Source organism: Mucilaginibacter sp., from assembly GCF_025362475.1.
GTDB lineage: Bacteria > Bacteroidota > Bacteroidia > Sphingobacteriales > Sphingobacteriaceae > Mucilaginibacter.
Genome location: NZ_JANYGH010000058.1, coordinates 245,455 through 266,029 on the forward strand (window position 1 = coordinate 245,455; position 20,575 = coordinate 266,029).

The window sequence follows — 20,575 nt, forward strand, 5'->3', positions numbered from 1 at the left end:
AATCAAAAACTTATTATTCTATACCTATAAATAACCCAATTCCCTGATATTTATACAAACCCATACGGTAACAAATTGGTTTGTAAATCATCATAGCATAAAAAAAATTATCCCTTGGAAACTATCCTTAATATTTTAAATCTCAGTAAAACATACCAAAGTGCCGGCCGTATGCTCACGGTGCTTAATGATATCAACTTTAATATTACAGAGGGCTCAACCAACGCCATTGTAGGGCCATCGGGCAGTGGCAAAACTACCCTGCTGGGTTTATGCGCCGGCCTTGATCGCTCAAGCAGTGGCTCTGTAGAGCTTAATGGTATTAATCTTGGTAACTTAACCGAAGATCAGCGGGCACAGGTGCGCAACCAGTATGTGGGGTTTATATTCCAGAATTTTCAATTGCTGCCAACACTTACCGCGCTTGAAAATGTAATGGTGCCCTTAGAGCTCAGGAACGAAAAAAACATAAAAGCAAGGGCATTGGACCTGCTGGATAAAGTTGGCCTGGCCGACCGCGGTCATCACTACCCTTCTCAATTATCAGGTGGCGAGCAACAACGTGTTTCGCTGGCAAGGGCATTTTCCAATGCTCCTAAAATTCTTTTTGCCGATGAACCTACCGGCAACCTGGATGCAGAAACCAGTGAAAAGGTAGTAAAATTAATCTTCGACCTCAATAAAGAAGCTGGCACCACGCTGGTTTTGGTAACGCATGATCTTGACCTTGCAGCCAAAACACAACGCATCATCAGGATAAAAGGTGGCAAACTCATATCCAACGAAAAAACAATTAACGGGTAAGTTATGGGGATAGATCCGGTTAATTATAAACGAAAAATAAACATAAGCTGGCTGTTCAATATGGCCTGGCGCGATAGCAGGAAAAATCGGTCAAGATTATTCCTCTTCATCTCGGCCATTGTGTTTGGTATTGCCGCACTTGTAGCCATCTATTCTTTCAGGTACAATGTGCAGAATGATGTAAACGGGCAGGCAGCTACCCTTATTGGTGCCGACCTTTCTGTATCGGGCAATAAACCAGCCGAGCCAAAGCTTAAACACACACTCGATTCTTTGGGCGATCAGCGGTCAACAGAACGCAGTTTTGCCTCCATGGCCTATTTCCCAAAAACCAAGGGCACAAGGTTGGTACAAATACGGGCTTTACAAGGCGATTACCCCTACTATGGTACCATCGAAACCACACCAGAGTCGGCAGGAACAGCCTTTAAAAAAGGGCAGACAGCTCTTGTTGATAAAACCCTGATGCTGCAATTTGGTGTAAACGTTGGCGATTCGGTACGGGTTGGTAAAGAACTCTTCCTAATTGCAGGTACATTAAACAAAGCACCCGGACAAAGCGGGGCCATGGCAGGGATTGCCCCTGTGGTTTATATCCCCATGCAATACCTGGAGCAAACCGGCCTCATGAAAATTGGCAGCCGCGTTAACTATACTTTTTACTACAAGTACAACCACAAGGTTGATATGGATAAGCTGACCAAAAAGCTTGATCCCGTATTGGACAAGGCAGGTATGAACTACGAAACTATTGAAATGCGCAAAGAAAACACAGGCCGTGCTTTTGGCGATTTGGGTAGATTTTTGTCGTTGGTTGGTTTTATTGCCTTGCTGCTGGGTTGCGTTGGCGTTGCCAGTGCCATACATATTTATGTGCGCGAAAAAATTGCCTCCATCGCTATTATGCGTTGCCTGGGTGTTAAAGCATCCGAAGCGTTTTTGATTTACCTGATACAGATTGTAGGAATCGGGCTCATTGGCTCTGTAGTTGGCGCGGCATTGGGTACAGCCATTCAGCATTTACTGCCCATTGTGTTTAAAGACTTTTTGCCGTTCACTATTTCTGTAGAAATTTCATGGCTGGCCATTTGGCAAGGTATTTTATTAGGGGTGATCATCTCTATCCTGTTTGCCCTATTACCGCTGATATCCGTACGTAATATTTCGCCGTTAAACACCTTACGCATCTCGTTTGATGAGGCTGGCAGCAAGCGCGACCCAATGCGCTGGTTGGTTTATTTGTTGATCATTGGCTTTGTATTAGGATTCACATACCTTCAATTAGATAGTTGGCTGGGCAGTTTATTCTTTACCCTCGGCATCCTCATCGCCTTTATGATACTGGCGGCTGTTGCCTGGTTACTGATGCGGGTAATGAAACTGATTATCAACAATGGCTGGAGCTATTTATGGCGACAAGGCTTTGCCAACCTATACCGACCAAATAACCAAACACTTATCCTGATGGTTTCCATTGGGCTGAGCACCGCCTTTATTTGCACGTTATTTTTTATCCAGAGCATCCTCATTGCCCAGGTAAATTTATCAAACAGCGGCAATCAATCCAATATGATATTGTTTGATATTCAAAAAAGTCAAAAGGATGCCGTTGCCGATGTAACGCGTAAACAAGGCCTGCCTGTACTGCAACAAGTACCTATTGTTACTGTAAGATTAGAGCAGATCAACGGTAAAACCGCTGCCGACCTGGTAAAAGATACTACCATCAAAATACCACACGGCGTATTTGCATACGAGTACCGGGTAACCTTTCGCGATACGCTATCAGCATCTGAAAAACTTTTGGATGGCACCTGGATAGGTAAAGCCGAAGCGGGTAAAGATATACCGGTATCGGTAGAAGCAAATTTGCAAAAACGCGCACACCTCAAAGTTGGCGATAAACTGGTATTTAATGTACAAGGAGTACCTATGCCGGCCTATGTGGCCAGCATTCGTAAAGTAAACTGGGGTAAGGTACAAACCAATTTCCAGGTGGTTTTCCCTACCGGCGTGTTGGAGGATGCGCCACAGTTCCAGGTGTTGCTTACGCATGTGCCCTCGAATAAGGTATCGGCCAAATTTCAACAGGCGGTAGTAAAACAGTTCCCCAATATTTCTATTATCGATCTGGGCCTGGTATTAAGTATTTTGGATGAATTATTGAGTAAGATAAGTTACGTTATCCGTTTTATGAGCGCGTTCAGCATCATTACGGGTATTGTAGTGCTGATAGCTTCGGTACGGATCAGCAAATACCAGCGGATCCAGGAAAGCGTTTTACTGCGAACCTTGGGTGCCAGCCGAAAACAGATCTTTGCCATTACCGCTTTGGAATATTTGTTCTTAGGCAGTTTATCGGCCCTAACGGGAATCCTGATAGCTGTTGCAGGAACGTGGTTCCTGGCTAAATATAGTTTCGAGATCCCCTATGCGGTTAGCTTTATACCCGCTTTTGTATTATTTTTAATTATAACTATACTAACCGTCATTATCGGCTTGTTAAATAGTCGCGGGGTATTAAACAAACCGCCGTTAGAAATATTAAGGACCAACGCTTAATTATTATGCACAAATTTAAACTAACATACCTGCTGCTTTTTGTGGCTATCGCATTATCAGCCTGCGGCGAAAAAAACAAACCTGCAGCTGAAGCCGCAAGCAAAACCGCCCCCACTGCAAAAGCTGATGCATCGGCAGTAAAAACCATTTTATTTTTCGGCGATAGTCTTACCGCTGGGTACGGGCTGGACGATCCGTCGGAAGCTTTCCCCGGTAATATCGCAAAAAAGATCGATTCGTTGAAAATGGCTTATAAAGTGATCAACGCCGGAGTAAGTGGCGAAACATCTGCTGGCGGCAACAGCCGGATAGATTGGACATTAAAGCAAAAGGTAGATGTATTTATACTGGAATTGGGAGCCAATGATGGTTTACGCGGTATCCCACCCAACGAAACAGCAAAAAACCTGCAATCAATTATTGATAAGGTAAAGGCCAAATACCCTGATGCTAAACTGGTAATGCTGGGTATGCAGGTGCCGCCAAACATGGGGCCAGATTATGTAACTAAATTTAAAGCCGTATTTCCCACCATTGCCACAAAAAACAAAATGGCGTTGGTACCCTTCCTGTTGCAAGGCGTAGGTGGTCACCCGGATTTAAACCAACCCGATGGCATCCACCCTACAGAAAAAGGAGCAAAAATAGTTGCCGACAATGTATGGTCGGTTTTAAAGGGAAAGTTGTAGAATAGTATTAAAATAGATGTCTCTCTGCCAAATTTCGTGAAACACTGCAAGGAAATGTCATAAAAAAGGGCTGTCCTGCTGAGCCTATCGAAGCATGTAGGCAAAGGCCTCTGCGCGCGACCCATCGACAAGCTCAGGGTGACAGGCCTTTTAGAATGTACATAGGTTGATAACAAACACGTCATAGATAGTTGATAGGAACCACTACTCTGTAGATCGGGGATTGCTTCCTTCCTCAGCAATGACGAATCTTTATAGCTCATGGGTAGGCACGAAGCAACAAGGTCTGTTTATTTCCAAACCGCCATTCAGGTTAATTATATAAATCAAACCAGTGTTTTTAAAGATTTAGATAGGTAATGTTCCAATCCCGATGATGAATAATTTATAGTATTGCCAAACAAATTAATATAATTTGACTTTGGCTTATCATCTTTTAAAACTACATCAACTTCCAACTTATTTTTCTTTTGCCTGCCGTTAATGCCACGCATAATGATAGATTTAATGGCAAGATCTTCTGCGGGTAAAGAATAACCTATAAAAATGAGCTTATCCGCATTACGGATAGCTTCCATGGCCCCTTTCCATATCTGTAACAAGTTTGAATCCCTGATATCCCTTACAAAAGATGGGGTAACCATTACACTTTTTAAAGTAAGTGAGTTATTGCAAATGCATGTATTATCTGTCTTTTTTTGGGTTATATACGCCTGGTGCAAAATGCTTCCATAAGGATTTATATAGTATTGCCCGCAATAATCGCACCTTACCCAGTTAAGCGAACCATGAAGCTTAAAGTACTTAAAAAGTGGCCTGCTTTGTTGAAACTCTATTTCATCTGTAAGTACGCTTCTATAATTAATTCCATAATCTATCCTGTTTTCTTCGGCAGCATCAACAAATTGCTCGTCAATAATTAAATCGTAATTAGTGGTAATAATACTTACTGTACCATTTTTCTTTTCCTGCTTTATGGGGTCAAAGAATAATGGAATTAATTCTTCTTCTCGTTCAGAATATTCGGTTAAATGATATGCTATCAGTAATTCATCAACTGCCCTTTTTAACAATGCTTGAAAGTCCCTGAGATTTTTTTCATTAAGTTTTGGATGCGGCGGCGCGTTGTATAAACAGCAATGATCAATAAATGATAAAACCTCGGTTATATTAGGAATATCCTGACTTTGATTTAATTCATTTTTTTTTACGCTCTTCAACCCCGGATATATCAAATACAGATAGTGTAAAAGTTTTTCTTCCTGATCCCATTCTTCATCTGTTTTGGTTGCACCTAATTCAAACAAATCATGTTTTAAAAGCTTTGATAAAATCTCAGGCATAATTTCGCCGGTTAGTGGATATCCAAAACTTTTACTGAAACCGGCACCCAAAAAATAAACTATATCTTTCATTACACAACTTTTATATCCTTTTTTAATATTTCACGGGCTTTATCATCAGCAATTAGTAACTGCCATATTCCTAAACCTGGCTGATTGGCGGGAATTTTTGAATAAGGTTTAGGTTACAACTGTGGTTGTTGACTGATTTTTCAATTTGATTTTAACAATTAAACAGAAATGTCAAACCATCGATGACAAACTAAAAATCAGCTACTTATATTGATATAAATGTACCTCAAAGCACAGAAAGTACAATAGGTGTTTTCACCGTAATTTCTACCGTACTTTTACGTGGCAACAAAAAAGAAAGGTATTAATATGAAGAATTTAATCGCGCCACAAATACGGAAAAAGCAACAATGCCGTAGTTATAACAATGGCATTTATGGCAAACAAAACACCCATATTGCCATAGCTAAAGCTTCTGTCAACGCCATCCATAGCACTTTTGCTTAGGCGGATAAGGATAAGTATTACTGGTATAATAACCGGGAAACTTAGTATGGCCATCAGCGTACCATTATTACCCGCTTTTGAAGCAATGGCCGATATCATGGTGAACACGGTTGAAAAGCTTACACTGCCTATAAAAACGGCAATGAAGTAAAATAAAGGATCGCCAAGAGGCTTAACAAAAAATACTTTGTATACTATCAACGCCAGGAAACTGATCAATGACATCAGCAATATATTATAGATAGTTTTTGACAGGATAATAGCCTGCGGGCTGGCAATGGAGTAGTAATACAGCAGGCGGTTTTTGCTTTCCTGCATAAAGCTTTTGGCAATGGCGTTAACCGATGCAAATAACATAATGATCCAGAAAAGCACATTCCATACCAGGGGATAGCTGCTGCTGCCGCTAAAGCCGGGGGTTAGGTTAAAAGATATATAACAAACAAATACGGTTGATACAACATATAACAAAACCCCGTTAAAAGCATATTTTGACCGCCACTCCAGCAGAATTTCCTTTTTTAACAGATGGATGGTTTCGTTAACAAGCTTCATGCGGCAAAGGTAATAATTTGTAAGAACTATGGCGTTTTAAGCGGGAGGTTGAACACCGCCTCCGCCCGTATTAATATGAGAATTGCCCGGGCCCTGTTTTTTGCACTTATTTAATTTTAAATTCGCATATCAATTAACAAACCATGCCCATAGCTTATTGCCGTACACCGGTTGGAATAACCCGTATTACCCAGGATGATGATTGTATTTCGGGCATCTCTATTTTAGATGATGAACCCGAGGTAAGCCCTGCCCCAACCCAGTTATTACAAACGGTTATCGACCAGTTAGCGGAGTATTTTGCAGGTGAAAGAAAAACATTCGATTTTCCCATAAAGCAACCCGGCACCGCATTTCAACAACAGGTATGGGATAATCTGTTGCAAATTGGATATGGTGTTACCATGAGTTATGCACAGCTATCCAACCAAATGAATAATCCATTGGCTATAAGAGCTATTGCCGCGGCCAATGGTAAAAACAATTTATGGGTTGTTGTTCCATGCCACCGGGTAATAGGATCAGATGGCAGCCTAACCGGTTACGCGGGTGGCCTTTGGCGCAAACAATGGCTGTTGGAGCATGAGGCCCGCGTTATGGGTGTTGGACAAACAAGGTTAAATTTCTAACATATCCTTACGTTTTAACAGCAGCCTGCTCATTTTTTCATGCAACTGATATGGCTGGAAAGGTTTTGAAAGCACATCATTCATTCCCGCCGTTAAAGCCTCCTGCTGCTCGTGCCCAAATGATGCTGCCGAAAGTGATATAATAGGTATGCTTCTTTTAGGTTCCACAAAATCAACCCTGATATTCCTGGCTGCTTCGTAGCCATTCATTTCGGGCATGTGGGTATCCATCAAAATAATATCGTAATGTTTGGTAGCCAGCTTATCAAGTGCTTTGCGGCCATTGTCAACCATATCTACCTCTATCTGCCAATCTTTCAATATTTTCGACAGCATAAACTGGTTCACCATATTATCTTCGGCAACCAACACTTTTATGTTATGGAACGAGGGAAGCGCCTTACTTGATATTGGCCCAACTTCTTCAACCGGTTTATTAACAATAGTGTGCCAGTTTATAAAGCTAAAGGTACTGCCTTTGCCTACCTCGCTGCTCACACTTAGTTCGCCGCCCTTAAGTTCAACCAGTTTGGTTACAATGGCCAGGCCAAGGCCAGTACCACCATATTTACTTTCCGTATCTGCGTCGGCCTGCTCAAATGACTCAAATACGTTGGCCAACCTGTCTGCTGGGATGCCTATCCCTGTATCTTCAACACTATATTGTAATTTCACCTTATCATTATGCCTTTGCAATACGGATACTTTTAGCTTTACATAACCCCGCTCGGTAAATTTTATGGCATTGCTCAGGAGGTTCATCAGGATTTGATTAAGTCTTAATGCGTCAATCAACAAATGTTGCGGCACGTCATGATCTATCTCAAGCAAAAAATCAATATTACTTTCATCAGCTCTGAATTTTAACAGATCAAATACCGACTTAATGATATCATGTACATTATTTTCTGTACGTACAATATTAAACTTACCGGCCTCTATCTTTGAAATATCCAATACATCGTTTATAACACCTAAAAGCGATTTTGACGAAGTCTCCAACAGGTCAAGCATTCCCCTTTGCTGTTCATCCAAATTGGTTTTAAGCAACATACTGGTTATACCAATAATACCGTTAACAGGGGTACGCAATTCATGACTCATATTAGCAAAAAAGGTTTCTTTAACTTTTTTACTATATTCTGCCTCTTCTTTTGATTTTATCAGTTGCTCCTGGTAACTTTTCTGCGGTGATATATCGCTGATATTGATAAAAATTATTTTGTTATGGTAGGATGCACGGCACTCCACCCAGATCACCTTTTTATCAAACCTTTCAAACCTGAATTCAAAAACAGCAAAACTGAGGTTGTCATTAATAATCTCGCCAAGCTTTTTACGAAACGCCGGCTGATCTTCTGCAACGGCCAGGTTAACAACATTATTACCCAATAGTTCGGCAGGTTTAAACCTCATGATAGATTCAACCGCCGGGTTAATATTTTCTATCCGCAGGGTTTGGGCATCAACAGAACAAATAATATCGGCCGAGTTTTTTACAACGATGGAAAAGTTTTGTAATTCATCGTTCTTCTTTTTTATTTCGGCTTGTATACGGGCAAGTTGCACAAATGAATCAACCTTTGCCGAAGTAATATAAGGATCAAGTGGTTTATACAAATAATCAATAGCGCCCGTGCCCAGGCCTTTAACCGCGTATTTGGTTTCCTTTGATATCGCGGTAACAAAAATTACCATAATATCTTTGGTGCGCGGGTTTGATTTAAGCATTTCTACCAGCTCAAAACCATCCATTTCGGGCATCTGCACATCAACTAATGCTATGGCAATATGATTTTCCCAGGCTATCTTAAGGGCTTCATTTGGGGATGTTGTAGAAAAAATACGAATGTCATCGCGTTTTAATAATGCATCAAGTGCTATTATATTCTCTTCTCTATCATCAACAATAAGAATATTTACAGGGGGCATGTAATATTGATTATATGTATGGTGAATCTTTATGTATTCAATAAATTAAAAATCTCTTCTGTTCGCAATATATATTCGGCAGCTCCAATGTTGATAGCTGCCTGCGGCATTTCGTCCATTTCTGCATCTTCCGGGTGCTGTGCTATCGTTGTTGCACCGCTATTCCGCAGCTTTAATAAACCTTCGGCGCCATCCTGGTTTGCACCGGATAACAAAATAGCTATACAACGATCTTTGTAAACTTCGGCAAAGCTCTCAAAGGTAACATCAATTGATGGTTTAGAAAACCAAACAGCTTCAGAAACATCCAAACTGAATGTACCTTCTTTTTCGATAAGGGTATGGTAATTTGCCGGCGCTATGTAGATAGTATTCTTGTTAAGGATATCCTTATCTGCAATTTCACGCATCAAGATACGGCTATTTTCGGCAAACAGTCTTTCTATCTCACTTAAATAATTTTTTTTTCTGTGAATTACTATAATTACCGCCTTATTAAGTTCAGACGAAAGTAATTTAATTATTTGGAACACCAGTTTAAATGAGCCTGCCGATCCGCCTAACAATAATATTTCGGCAGATTTCCAGCGTTCAATTAATTTTTTATCAGGACCCAACTTTTTGATAGATGTTTTCTTTTTGATTAATTACCTTAAACTTCTTTTTGAAAGCATCAGAGCGTATGGTTTCTTTACTGCCCAGGCACAAATACCCCAGCGGGCATAAACTTTGGTAAAAAAGCTCCAGGATGCGCTCTTGTAGTTCAGTTTCAAAGTAGATGAATACGTTACGGCAGCTAATGAGCTGAAACTCGTTAAACACCCCGTCTGATACCAGGTTATGAACGGAAAAAAGTGTATTTTGTTTCAACTCGTTATGGATTGAAGCCGCGTCGTATAGAATAGTAAAATGATCTGATATTGATCCTCTTAACCCTGTAAGCTGGTAATTTTCGGCATAGCTTTTTATGTTGCGCAGGCTATAAATACCTTTACGGGCTTCCTTTAATACTTCGGTGTTAATATCCGTACCGTATATGAATGATTTTTGGCTTAAACCGGCCTCGCGCATCAATATAGCCAGCGAGTATACTTCCTCGCCTGTTGAGCAGCCGGCAACCCATATTTTTGAATGCTGATAGGTTGAAAGATAAGGCACAACCTGGCTATTTACAGCTTTGTAAAAAGTAGGATCCCTAAACATTTCGGTAACGTTAACCGTTATCTCCTCTAAAAAATCCTGGAAAAAGGACTGATCATTCACCAACATGTGTTTGAGGTCATAATAGCTTATTTTTTTAAGTTGCATGATTCTGGTGATCCTCCGTTTTAAAGAGGCCTTGGTATATCCCGAAAAATCAAAGCCATGAATCCTTTTTACCAGGTCAATCAGCTCGGATATTTGGGTGGATGATATAATAACAGAAGTATCAGTCATAATTAACTTTCCAGCCACAGTTGCATTAACGAAATTAACCTGTCCATATCAACCGGCTTTGTGATGTAGTCATTTGCCCCGGCGGCTATGCACTTTTCACGGTCATCTTTCATTGCTTTTGCAGTTAAAGCTATTACAGGCAATTTAGCCCATTTGTTTTGCTTGCGAATGTACCTTGTGGCCTCATATCCATCCATTTTGGGCATCATGATATCCATCAGTACAATATCAATATCGTGTACCTCTTCCAGCTTGGCAATGGCTTCTTCACCATCGTTGGCTATTTCCACAACCAGGTCATAGCTTTGCAGGGCGCTGCTTAAAGCAAAAATATTGCGCATATCGTCATCAACTATAAGCACCTTTTTACCTTTAATGGCATCCTTCCCCTTAGTTGGTAATTTGGGTTTTGATATAGGTGTTGATACCTGGCCCACAGATTCGCTTATTTTGTTCAGGAACAGATTAACCTCATCAATAAGCCTATCGGCAGATTTGTTGGTTTTAACTACCATGGCATTGGCATACTGCATCAGCCTGTTCACAGATGCCTTATCAAGCTCCATAGCTGTATTAACTATTACAGGCAATGGTGCAAAGCGGTCAACATTTTTTATCTTATCAAGCAGGTCCAGTCCGGAAATATCGGGCAGGTTAAGGTCAAGGATCACACATTGGTACTCATTTTCATGCAGCATCCTGAATGCCGATTCGCCGTCAAAAGCCTGATCAACCGTAATACCCTGGCTTATCATCATATCTTTAAGCGCCTGGCTCTGCACCTTATGATCTTCCACAAGTAATATCTGACTAAACTTAACACCGCTGTGCAACATGATGTCGGCAAACAGCTTATCCAGTGTTTCGGTATTGATAGGTTTCTTCAGGAAACTGATGGCCCCCTCCTTATGCACCCGGTTAGCGGCAGCCTCACCGGCCGACATCAGGTGAACAGGAATATGCATAGTTGCCTCATCAGCTTTTAATTCTTTCAATATCTGCCATCCATCTTTACCGGGCAGCATAATATCCAATATCACGGCATCAGGCTTAGCCTCTTTCACGGTTTCAAAGGCACGGGTACCTTCATATACCATAATTGATTTATAACCATGATCGCGAGCATAATCCTGCAAAATATTGGCAAAGTTTTTATCATCCTCTACAATTACAACCAGCGGATCGCGGTTATCCTCTCTTGCCACAGCTTTAGCCGGTTTCAAAAAGTTGTTTTCTGCTTTAAAAGTTTGCGCGGTTGGCAATATAATATCATCAACTATCGGCACCACTTTAGCTTCAAAAGGTATTGTGAGCACAAATTCGCTGCCCAGGCCAGGTTCGCTGCTCAGGCTAATGCTGCCACCAAGCAGTAAAGCCAGTTCTCTGCTGATAGAAAGGCCTAAACCTGTACCACCATATTTACGGCTTGTTGAACCATCGGCCTGTTGAAAGGCCTCAAATATGATCCGTTGTTTTTCGGCAGGAATACCGATACCAGAATCTTTTATGGCAAAACTGATGGTTTTATCTTTTGCCCCCGGTTTAGCGGTAATGGATATTGATCCATTTTCTGATGTAAATTTAAACGCGTTTGAGAGCAGGTTTTTAATAACCTGTTCAACCCTTACCTTATCAGTAAATACGGTTACAGGTACATCATGGGCAACACTGGTTTTAAAGTTGATCTTTTTGTGGCCGGCAATTTCTGAAAACAGCATTTCCATATCGCCCAAAATTTCAGATATTTTGATATCCTCATTTTGCATATCAAGCTTGCCAGATTCAATTTTCGACAGATCGAGGATGTCATTGATCAACGTAAGCAGATCGTTACCGGCGTTAAATATCACACTGGCGTATTTGATCTGGTCTTCTGATAGGTTGTGTGGTTTGTTATCCCTAAGGATACGCGCCAATACCAGGATACTATTTAGCGGGGTGCGCAGCTCATGGCTCATATTGGCCAAAAACTCAGATTTATATTTGCCTGTCGTTTCCAGTTCCTCCACTTTGAGGTTAATGGCGGCGCGGGCTTCTTCAATGGCCTGGTTTTTTTCTTCAAGCAGGCTGGCCTTTTCTTCCAATTCGGCGTTTATGGTACGCAGCTCTTCCTGTTGCACGCGTAACTCTTCTTCTGATGCCTGCAACATTTCTGTTTTGTTCATCAGCTCTTCGTTGGTAACGCGCATTTCTTCCTGTTGTGCTTCCAGCTCTTCTGCCTGTTGCTGGGTTTCCTCAAACAGATCATGCATAATGGTGCGTGCCTGTGCTGTATTAACCGCTATACCTATATCGTTGGCAACAGCAAGAATGTATCCCCGGTCGCTATCAGATAAACCGGCGCCAAAAGCAACCTCCATTACCCCCTTTAACTTTTTATCAAAAAAGAAAGGAACAATAAAAGTTTCTGTTAAAAGCTCTTTAACTACCGACGATGAAATTTCAAGCCTATCGTTCAGTTTCCCTTTTACAACAGCGGCTTTTTCATCCAGTGCAACCTGGCCAACCCATCCTTCTGATAATTTAATTGTTTTCTTTAACAGTTCGGGATTATGAAACGCGTATGATGCATACAACTCCAGGAGCTGTTCCCGTTCATCATATAAATAAAATGTACCTACAGCCGCTTTACTATGGCTACAAACTTCGGTAAGTATGTTTTTAGATAATTCTTTTTCGCTTTGCTGCCCCTGCATCTTTTCGTTAAGAATACCGGTACCCGTTAGCAGCCAATTTTTAGCTTCATTTTCGGCAAGCACTTTGGCCAGCTCAATATTCGCTACTTTAATTTCATCTTCTATTTTTTTCTGCTTATTAAAAGTTGCCTGTATATAGAAGAATAAAAGCAGGATAATGACCAGGAATATTAATGAACCGAAAACGATAATGATAATAGCCCTGTCAGAAGCAGATTCTGAATTTTTTTTGCGGACATTTAGCAATCTGCTTTCGTTATCAATAACACGACCAACAAGCCCCCGTATCATATCCATGTGTTGCTTGCCATTAAGAAACATGCTATTGGCAACCATGTATTCAAGCCCTTTACTTTCGCGGGTTTCAATATTTTCTTTTAAAATGGCGCGCTCGGCAGTTACCGAAGAAACTAATGAATCAATCCGTTTTTGTTGAGCATGATTATCTTTGGTAAGCGTTCTTAAATCCTGCAGATCTTGGTCAATGCGGGGCATTGCTTCATTGTAGGGTTCAAGAAATACCTTTTTTGCTGTTGCACCATAACCGCGCATACCAGTTTCGGCATCTATTAAATGTTGCAGCAAATTTGTTGATGATTTAATAACATTTTGGGTATGATTAACCCATACGTTATCTTCCTCTAACTGGCGGATGCTGGAATAGGAAAGTACGCCAACTACTAAAACCAATATTATGGATACGATAAAGCCAGCAAGTACCTGCTGGCGAAAAGAAAATCTCAACATCTAAAACTAATTAATGGTACAAATATGTTTAAAAAAAAATTATCCCTGTATAATGTTCAGCTAATAAACATTTTAGGAATAAATTGTTTTAATCAAATTACTTCTGGTGGCTTCACATAGCCTTTAGGTTTACTGCTTAATGCACCAGCCAATGCCAGTACAGGGCCGGCGAATAATACCCACCATCCCCATTTAAATTTAATTTGCTTAGTTAACAGCGTATCAAACTTGTGAAATGGTATAAAACTAAATGTGGTTTTTACTTTAAAAATTGCAGCTGCCAGCAATACCACCACCAAAACCAGCGACAACCATGCTGATGCACGCGTAATTTTATGCTGATTTAAAAATGATGAAATAATACCAATTATCGCTACTAATAAAAGTACTATGCCGAATGGCTGATTAAGCTGATAAACATTCCAGTTAAATAAATGGAACGGACGCAATAAAGGGCAATAGGTACCTGCAAAAAGCAGCAAAAAGCCCACAAATGATAAAATTGAGTTAAGGCGCATGGGTAAGAGTTTAGTATCAAGTAGTTAGTATCAAGTAGCAAGACTGCTGTAGTAGTAAACAAACTTAGTATTATCGTTAACGGACACTTTGCGACTTACAGGTCTATCAAGTATCAAAATTAAAAATCTTGATACTTGATACTTACGACTTGATACTATCTATCGATACTAACTACTTGATACTAAAAAAGGTTATTGTTTAATTTCCATTTTATCGGCAAAGTGTGCACAGTAATCGCGCAGATCCTCCACAATGTTTTTTTCGCCGGTAGCGCGTAAAAAGCTATCGCCCATGGTTTGCAGGGTTTCGTAAAAGAAACGTTTCATTTCATCAACCGGCATATCCTTAGTCCAAAGATCAATACGCAGTGTATTTTTATAGCTCTGATCCCATAGGGCCAGCATGAATGATTTTACAGGTAATGCTTCCTTTGACGCAGAATCTGTTGATTCCCACATGATATTTTCAGGTACGTTATTATCGTCAAGAGTAACGGTAAGCTTTATTTCGGCAGTTTTCATTTTAATGATTATTAAGGTCGCAAAAGTATGCTATTTTAATGCGACGGGATTATAATGAATTTGTAATTTTTATTTGAAAGCCTCTGCCCGGCGGGAGCAGAAGCCGTGTTGAAAAATATGAAATTTGATTTGGGAGTTCCGGAGGAGCTCAACTTATTGGATAAATGTTTTTTACTTAACCAACAGAAATACAATAACCACCAAAGCTATGAAGCATAGCTCAATGATCCATAATTTTTTAAGTTCGGCAAAAAAGTTACGAAAAATAAGATCGAGGAAAAACACTACCGCCGCAAACAATAAAAATATCCAGCCGATGGTGCCGCTCCAGGTTTCAAGCGGGTGGCCTGCAATGGCGGCGCCTTTGAGCCATATATAAACCGCTACCACTAAAAAAAATGTGGTGGCAAAATTTAACGGGGTAATACGCAATTTCATCTATGAATATATTTGTGGTTTTAAGGTTTATTAACGCTTTTTACGTGATGATGACGACCTGGTTTTGCCACCGGCAGCCTTATATGCTTTACCATATTTCACCTTGTTTTTAGCCTCATCAAATTTCTTATGCTGATTAAGTGTTTTCTTTTCGTGGAAGGCGCCTTTAAAATCAGGATCATCCTTACGCTTTTGCATATCTATCTCTTTAGCCTGGGCCTGTCGCTCATCGTAACCGGTTTCTTCAATAAACACATCATCGGGAATGGCCGATACCGGGATGGTTTGCTTAATCAGCTTTTCTATCTTATTAAGATAGTACTGCTCTGCAGGGGCACAAAAAGTAATGGCCTCGCCAGATTGCAGCGCCCGGCCTGTACGCCCTATCCGGTGCACATAATCTTCTATAACTACCGGCACATCAAAATTAATTACATGGCTCACATCACTTACATCAATCCCACGTGAAGCAACATCCGTAGCCACCAATATTTTTACCTCATCGTTCTTAAACGAATTGATAGAGTTTATTCGGGTATTTTGCCCTTTATTGGCATGTAACACCTTAACCCCGCCTTCGCCAAATTTGCGCAGCAAAAATTTATAAACATCATCTGCCACCACACGGGTTTTACAAAATATCATCAGCTTGGTAATATCACCTTCGGCCTCCAATAATTTTTTAAGCAGGTTTATTTTGGTTTTAACGTTTGGCACATGAAATATATGCTGATTAACCGTTTGAGCAGGTGTAGCCTGTGGCGTAACCTCAATAATGGTTGGATACTCCAGGAAGTTATTAGATAACTCATGGATCTTATCGCTCATGGTTGCTGAAAACAGCAGGTTCTGCCTTTTAACGGGCACCACCTCCAGTATGCGGTTTATCTGGGGCATAAAGCCCATATCCATCATTTTATCGGCCTCATCCAATACCAGCACCTGCAAGGTTTTGGTTACAATATGACCGGCCAGGTAAATATCCATAAACCGACCAGGAGTAGCCACAATAATATCAACGCCTTTATTAATCTGCTCTATCTGTGTTTTAGGACCAAGGCCGCCATAAAGCACCACAACCCGTAAATCAGTATTGGCAGCAAAAGTCTTTACATTCTCTTCAATCTGCATAGCCAGCTCGCGCGTTGGCGAAATAATAAGCGCACGGGCATGATCGCCCTGGGCATATTTAAGCTTCATGATAATAGGCAACACATAGGCAGCCGTTTTACCGGTACCGGTTTGCGCTATGCCCATTACATCCTGCCCATTCATTATAGGCGGAATAGCTTTTTGCTGAATAGGCGTAGCTTCGGTATAACCGGCGTCAGCTATCGCGGTCAAAATTTGCCGGTTAAAATTAAAATCTTCAAAAGTTACAGCCATGCTGCAAAGATAGGCTTTTTGTTTAAGTAGGCTATTTTAAGTTATCAGCCCTAACCTTAAGTATCACTTTTGCGTTTAAACCACGAATTGAAAAGAACCCGGGAAAAGGAAATTATAGCAAAAAAATATGCAAATATCTTTATTGCTGACCTTTATCGGCTAATTCTCCTCAATTGTAACTTATAAATTCATTGATGAAAAAACACTTATTTACACTTCTATTTTTAATTACAGCCGCAGGTGCTGCAAACGCTCAAATTGGTAAAGGTCACTATTATATTGGTGGCAATTTTAACTACAATTACGATGGTTACGGGTATACCAATACCTTTACCTACGCAACCGGATCAACAGTTTATACCAACCATGGTATCTCTAACCTGCAAATAAATCCCGACTTTGGATTCTTCCTTTCAAACAAGTGGTCGGTAGGCATCCAGCCCGGTTACTCACGCGTTGGTGGTACCGAAACCTCTGCTTATACCGCATTGATTAATAGTGGCACTACCAGCTATACCTACAATCATAAATACCATAATGATGCCCTTTCATTAGGCGTACACTTTCGTTACTATTGCATGCTGACGGATAAAATAGGCGTATTCCCGCAGTTTGGAGTTACTTCGGCACATGACGTTAATAACTTTAAATCGGGTTCGCTTAATGTTGGCGGCAACCCTAATATAGTATTTTTTGCTACACCAAAACTGGCCGTAAACCTTGGTTTCGGTAACCTGCAATACACTCATGATTATCAAACAAAAACCAACTCCTTTAACCTTGGCTTAAACACCAATATCAATTTTGGAGTGAATTATTATTGGGGAAAGAAGTAGGACTTTTGGAGCAAGGAGCAAGGATTTTTGGACGAAGGATTTTTGGATAAAAGAGCAAGGACTTTCTAATCAAAGACCTTTTTTTAAGAAAGCCGCCCGGTAATTTTACGGGGCGGCTTCTTAATTTTATGTGGGATCTTATCCGTTGTATTTATCTGCAAATTCTTTTGCAAATGTTTCCAGGCTTATTTTACCGGGACTGGCTGGTTTGTGCAGATCGTAATCTTCCCATAATTTCCCGCTGCGCAAACCTACCCCCATTTCTACAAAGTTTTTGGCCATTTCTTCGGGTAAGCCGGCTTGCAGCATTCCATTCAGGGCTTGCTCATCACTAAACTCAATCCAGGGCAGCCCCGGTCTGCCTATGGCATTACCTAAAACGGTGGCAACCTCGCCGGCGCTGCGTTCATCGCTTACAATATAACGTACACTTTTGCCCGTAAACTCTGTTTGAATTTCTTCGGCAAGCGCAGCAGCTATGTCTTTTGGATGGACCATGATCAGCCTCATATCTACAGGATAATTTGAACCGATGATCCCCTGGTGTTTAATCAGTTCGATATCGTTATAAAAGTTCACATAAAAGAAAGGCGCACGAATGAATTTCACAGCAACGTTTTCCAGTTTATTCAATATCCCTTCCACATCGTGAATGCCCTTTATAGGCCCTGTGCCGGCGTCCAGATGCGCGCCAATGCTGCTTAAGCCAACAACCCGTTTTACACCTGCCTTCCGGATAGCTTCAGCATAACTGTTACCGGCATCGTTCATATACTGTCTTAAATTTTCTGCACCAAAATTTGGCGGCACCATAGCATATACCACATCGGCCCCGGTGAATGTTTTTGCCAAAAAATCCGCATCGGTTATCGAGCCTATGGCTGCTGTAGCACCTAATGCTTCAATGGCGGCCACCTTATCAGCATTACTGCTAATGACGGTTACCTGGTGACCTGCCCCAATTAATTGTATTGCCAATGGTTTACTGATATTTCCTAATGAACCTGTTACGATGATTTTCATAATTGTATGTTTTGATTTGTTGAGTACAAAGTTATATTTGTACTTACTTTTATACAAGTACTTACCCTAAAGTATGTATCATCATGACCCAAATTAAAGAAGCATCAACTATACAGGAAAATAAACAAGCTGCCTTTAAAGAGTGCCCCGTAACTTATGTTATGGAGCGCATTGGCGGATATTGGAAACCCATTATATTGTTTCACCTGTTAGCAGGCAGTAAGCGGTATAGTGAAATAAAAAAAGCCGTCCCTGGCATTACCGAGAAAGTGCTTATCCAGCACCTGAAGCAACTGGAAGCAGATAACCTGGTGATCAGAGAAGCAAGGCCGGTGGTACCGCCTTATGTTACCTATCGGCTTACCGTTTCGGGTATGGGTTTAAGGCCGGTAATGTACGCCATGGCCAACTGGGCTGTTGAGGATAGCGAAGCAAACGGAACCCCTATGTATAAAAGCCTGGGTAACTTTCCCGAGACACCAAAACTTGCAGCAGTTTAACGATTAGCAGCTTATTATTTAAATTATAAATTTGCTGATCAATAAATCAAAAACCCTATGTCTACAATTCTCATAAAGAGTGCTACGATAGTTAATGAAAACAAGCAATATGTTGCCGATGTTTTGGTGAAAGACGGCTTGATTGACCGGATTGACGCGCAGATAGATACCCAGGCCGATAAAGTGATTAACGCCGAGGGCTTATACCTGCTGCCGGGTTGTATTGACGACCAGGTGCATTTTAGGGAACCTGGCTTAACTTATAAAGCAGATATCCATTCAGAATCGCGTGCTGCAGTTGCTGGTGGTATTACTTCTTTTATGGAAATGCCCAATACCGTACCCAACACTTTAACCCGGCAACTGCTTGAAGATAAATATGAGATAGCATCACGAAACTCGCTGGCCAACTACTCGTTCTTCATGGGTGCATCCAATGACAACCTGGAAGAAGTACTGCGTACAGATACGGCTAATGTTTGTGGCATTAAAGTGTTCATGGGATCATCAACCGGGAACATGCTGGTTGATAACCCGCAAACGCTGGAAAATCTTTTTGCCAGTTCGCCCATGCTGATAGCGGTACATTGCGAGGATGAGGCTACCATAAAAAGCAACCTGAACCACTACAAACAATTATTGGGCGAAAATATCCCGGTGAAAATGCACCCAAAGATCAGGAGTGCCGAGGCTTGTTACCTGTCATCATCAATGGCTGTTGAACTGGCAAAAAAGCATAACACCCGCCTGCATATTTTACATATATCAACCGCGCTTGAAACACATCTTTTTGATAACACTACACCCCTAAAAGATAAGCGCATTACTGCCGAGGCTTGCGTGCATCACCTATGGTTTACCGATGCGGATTATGAAACCAAAGGCAACCTGATTAAGTGGAACCCGGCCGTAAAAACCGAGGCCGACAGGGATGCTATTTTGCAGGCTGTTTTGGATGGCAAAATTGACGTTATCGCAACAGATCATGCACCGCATACCATGGAGGAAAAAGCGCTACCATATCTGCAGGCTCCGTCTGGTGGGCCCTTGGTGCAACATGCCCTGCCTGCCATGCTGGAACTTTACCACCACGGCAAAATAAGCCTCGAACAAATTGCCGAAAAAATGGCCCATAACGTGGCTACCTGTTTCCAGTTAGATAAGCGCGGCTTTATCCGCGAAGGCTACTGGGCCGACCTGGTGCTGGTTGACTTGAATAAACCATGGAACGTAAACAGCAGCAACATTTTATACAAATGCGGCTGGAGCCCATTTGAAGGTACTACCTTCCGTTCAAAAATAGCTTACACCCTGGTATCAGGTAATGTAGCTTATGCTAACGGTAGTTTAGTTGAAGGTAACGTTGGTAAACGTCTGAATTTTAACAGGTAGACGGGATTTTAATTTTAAGATTTTAGGGGTTACAGAATTTTCTGTAG

18 protein-coding genes are annotated in these 20,575 nt (G+C 41.2%); 7 read left to right on the plus strand and 11 right to left on the minus strand.

All coding sequences use genetic code 11. From position 1 onward, the window contains the following. Positions 1-171 precede the first annotated feature (171 nt). From Q0R88_RS19685 to Q0R88_RS19695, 3 genes are read left to right on the plus strand one after another with little or no spacing between them, the layout of a single operon-like run. Positions 172-804, plus strand: coding sequence for an ABC transporter ATP-binding protein (locus Q0R88_RS19685; protein ID WP_366087686.1), 633 nt, complete (start codon positions 172-174; stop codon positions 802-804). 3 nt (positions 805-807) lie between these two features. Then, positions 808-3,366 (plus strand): FtsX-like permease family protein, encoded by a 2,559-nt coding sequence (locus tag Q0R88_RS19690; protein WP_295719451.1) that lies wholly within the window; start codon positions 808-810, stop codon positions 3,364-3,366. Between the two features lie 5 nt (positions 3,367-3,371). Further along, a complete protein-coding gene (locus Q0R88_RS19695) occupies positions 3,372-4,055 on the plus strand; it encodes an arylesterase (RefSeq protein WP_295719452.1) in 684 nt (227 codons plus the stop codon). 326 nt (positions 4,056-4,381) lie between these two features. Here the strand turns inward: Q0R88_RS19695 and Q0R88_RS19700 are convergent, their stop codons facing one another. After that, positions 4,382-5,470: an SIR2 family protein gene (locus Q0R88_RS19700; RefSeq protein ID WP_295719455.1), complete on the minus strand. Its 1,089-nt coding sequence runs from the start codon at positions 5,468-5,470 to the stop codon at positions 4,382-4,384. A 318-nt stretch (positions 5,471-5,788) separates the two neighbouring features. Then, positions 5,789-6,472, minus strand: a complete 684-nt coding sequence (locus Q0R88_RS19705) for a heme exporter protein CcmB (RefSeq protein WP_295719457.1) — start codon at positions 6,470-6,472, stop codon at positions 5,789-5,791. 143 nt (positions 6,473-6,615) lie between these two features. Between Q0R88_RS19705 and Q0R88_RS19710 the strand changes: the two genes are divergently transcribed. Next, positions 6,616-7,101 (plus strand): methylated-DNA--[protein]-cysteine S-methyltransferase, encoded by a 486-nt coding sequence (locus tag Q0R88_RS19710; protein ID WP_295719460.1) that lies wholly within the window; start codon positions 6,616-6,618, stop codon positions 7,099-7,101. Here the strand turns inward: Q0R88_RS19710 and Q0R88_RS19715 are convergent. From Q0R88_RS19715 to Q0R88_RS19750, 8 genes are all read right to left on the minus strand, one after another. Then, complete coding sequence (locus tag Q0R88_RS19715; protein ID WP_295719463.1) at positions 7,090-9,033, minus strand: response regulator; 1,944 nt, start codon at positions 9,031-9,033, stop codon at positions 7,090-7,092. The two genes, Q0R88_RS19710 and Q0R88_RS19715, sit on opposite strands and share 12 nt — an antisense overlap. A gap of 29 nt (positions 9,034-9,062) precedes the next feature. Continuing rightward, a complete protein-coding gene (locus Q0R88_RS19720) occupies positions 9,063-9,650 on the minus strand; it encodes a chemotaxis protein CheB (RefSeq protein WP_295719465.1) in 588 nt (195 codons plus the stop codon). Continuing rightward, positions 9,640-10,470 (minus strand): protein-glutamate O-methyltransferase CheR, encoded by an 831-nt coding sequence (locus Q0R88_RS19725; protein WP_295719467.1) that lies wholly within the window; start codon positions 10,468-10,470, stop codon positions 9,640-9,642. The genes Q0R88_RS19720 and Q0R88_RS19725 overlap by 11 nt, the downstream gene beginning before the upstream one ends. Positions 10,471-10,472: 2 nt before the next feature. Next, positions 10,473-13,913 carry a response regulator gene (locus tag Q0R88_RS19730; protein ID WP_295719470.1) on the minus strand — a complete coding sequence of 1,147 codons (3,441 nt, stop codon included), beginning with the start codon at positions 13,911-13,913 and terminating at the stop codon, positions 10,473-10,475. 92 nt (positions 13,914-14,005) lie between these two features. Then, positions 14,006-14,431 (minus strand): hypothetical protein, encoded by a 426-nt coding sequence (locus Q0R88_RS19735; protein WP_295719471.1) that lies wholly within the window; start codon positions 14,429-14,431, stop codon positions 14,006-14,008. A 192-nt stretch (positions 14,432-14,623) separates the two neighbouring features. Beyond that, the gene (gene gldC, locus Q0R88_RS19740) at positions 14,624-14,953 is read right to left on the minus strand and encodes a gliding motility protein GldC (protein ID WP_295719474.1); all 330 of its coding nucleotides are present in this window, start codon (positions 14,951-14,953) and stop codon (positions 14,624-14,626) included. A 171-nt stretch (positions 14,954-15,124) separates the two neighbouring features. Next, positions 15,125-15,391 (minus strand): hypothetical protein, encoded by a 267-nt coding sequence (locus Q0R88_RS19745; protein WP_295719477.1) that lies wholly within the window; start codon positions 15,389-15,391, stop codon positions 15,125-15,127. 30 nt (positions 15,392-15,421) lie between these two features. After that, positions 15,422-16,777 (minus strand): DEAD/DEAH box helicase, encoded by a 1,356-nt coding sequence (locus Q0R88_RS19750; RefSeq protein WP_295719480.1) that lies wholly within the window; start codon positions 16,775-16,777, stop codon positions 15,422-15,424. A gap of 194 nt (positions 16,778-16,971) precedes the next feature. Between Q0R88_RS19750 and Q0R88_RS19755 the strand changes: the two genes are divergently transcribed. Next, positions 16,972-17,613, plus strand: a complete 642-nt coding sequence (locus Q0R88_RS19755) for a hypothetical protein (protein ID WP_295719483.1) — start codon at positions 16,972-16,974, stop codon at positions 17,611-17,613. 138 nt (positions 17,614-17,751) lie between these two features. On the opposite strand, the gene Q0R88_RS19760 is transcribed toward Q0R88_RS19755, so the two are convergent. Beyond that, a complete protein-coding gene (locus Q0R88_RS19760; protein ID WP_295719485.1) occupies positions 17,752-18,636 on the minus strand; it encodes an NAD(P)H-binding protein in 885 nt (294 codons plus the stop codon). An 83-nt stretch (positions 18,637-18,719) separates the two neighbouring features. On the opposite strand from Q0R88_RS19760, the gene Q0R88_RS19765 reads away from it, so the two are divergent. Next, entirely contained in the window at positions 18,720-19,136 is a 417-nt protein-coding gene (locus Q0R88_RS19765; RefSeq protein WP_295719487.1) for a helix-turn-helix domain-containing protein, read from the plus strand. Positions 19,137-19,193: 57 nt separating this feature from the next. Beyond that, positions 19,194-20,528 carry a dihydroorotase gene (locus Q0R88_RS19770; RefSeq protein WP_295719489.1) on the plus strand — a complete coding sequence of 445 codons (1,335 nt, stop codon included), beginning with the start codon at positions 19,194-19,196 and terminating at the stop codon, positions 20,526-20,528. Positions 20,529-20,575: the final 47 nt, after the last annotated feature.

Bases quoted from the DNA above. Each gene is read 5' to 3' on its own strand.
- Q0R88_RS19745 (WP_295719477.1), bottom strand. From the start codon at position 15,391: ATGAAATTGCGTATTACCCCGTTAAATTTTGCCACCACATTTTTTTTA.
- Q0R88_RS19695 (WP_295719452.1), top strand. From the start codon at position 3,372: ATGCACAAATTTAAACTAACATACCTGCTGCTTTTTGTGGCTATCGCA.
- Q0R88_RS19735 (WP_295719471.1), bottom strand. From the start codon at position 14,431: ATGCGCCTTAACTCAATTTTATCATTTGTGGGCTTTTTGCTGCTTTTT.
- Q0R88_RS19700 (WP_295719455.1), bottom strand. From the start codon at position 5,470: ATGAAAGATATAGTTTATTTTTTGGGTGCCGGTTTCAGTAAAAGTTTT.
- Q0R88_RS19725 (WP_295719467.1), bottom strand. From the start codon at position 10,470: ATGACTGATACTTCTGTTATTATATCATCCACCCAAATATCCGAGCTG.
- Q0R88_RS19715 (WP_295719463.1), bottom strand. From the start codon at position 9,033: ATGCCCCCTGTAAATATTCTTATTGTTGATGATAGAGAAGAGAATATA.
- Q0R88_RS19705 (WP_295719457.1), bottom strand. From the start codon at position 6,472: ATGAAGCTTGTTAACGAAACCATCCATCTGTTAAAAAAGGAAATTCTG.
- Q0R88_RS19755 (WP_295719483.1), top strand. From the start codon at position 16,972: ATGAAAAAACACTTATTTACACTTCTATTTTTAATTACAGCCGCAGGT.
- gldC (WP_295719474.1), bottom strand. From the start codon at position 14,953: ATGAAAACTGCCGAAATAAAGCTTACCGTTACTCTTGACGATAATAAC.
- Q0R88_RS19685 (WP_366087686.1), top strand. From the start codon at position 172: ATGCTCACGGTGCTTAATGATATCAACTTTAATATTACAGAGGGCTCA.
- Q0R88_RS19765 (WP_295719487.1), top strand. From the start codon at position 18,720: ATGACCCAAATTAAAGAAGCATCAACTATACAGGAAAATAAACAAGCT.
- Q0R88_RS19760 (WP_295719485.1), bottom strand. From the start codon at position 18,636: ATGAAAATCATCGTAACAGGTTCATTAGGAAATATCAGTAAACCATTG.
- Q0R88_RS19690 (WP_295719451.1), top strand. From the start codon at position 808: ATGGGGATAGATCCGGTTAATTATAAACGAAAAATAAACATAAGCTGG.
- Q0R88_RS19770 (WP_295719489.1), top strand. From the start codon at position 19,194: ATGTCTACAATTCTCATAAAGAGTGCTACGATAGTTAATGAAAACAAG.
- Q0R88_RS19730 (WP_295719470.1), bottom strand. From the start codon at position 13,913: ATGTTGAGATTTTCTTTTCGCCAGCAGGTACTTGCTGGCTTTATCGTA.
- Q0R88_RS19710 (WP_295719460.1), top strand. From the start codon at position 6,616: ATGCCCATAGCTTATTGCCGTACACCGGTTGGAATAACCCGTATTACC.
- Q0R88_RS19750 (WP_295719480.1), bottom strand. From the start codon at position 16,777: ATGGCTGTAACTTTTGAAGATTTTAATTTTAACCGGCAAATTTTGACC.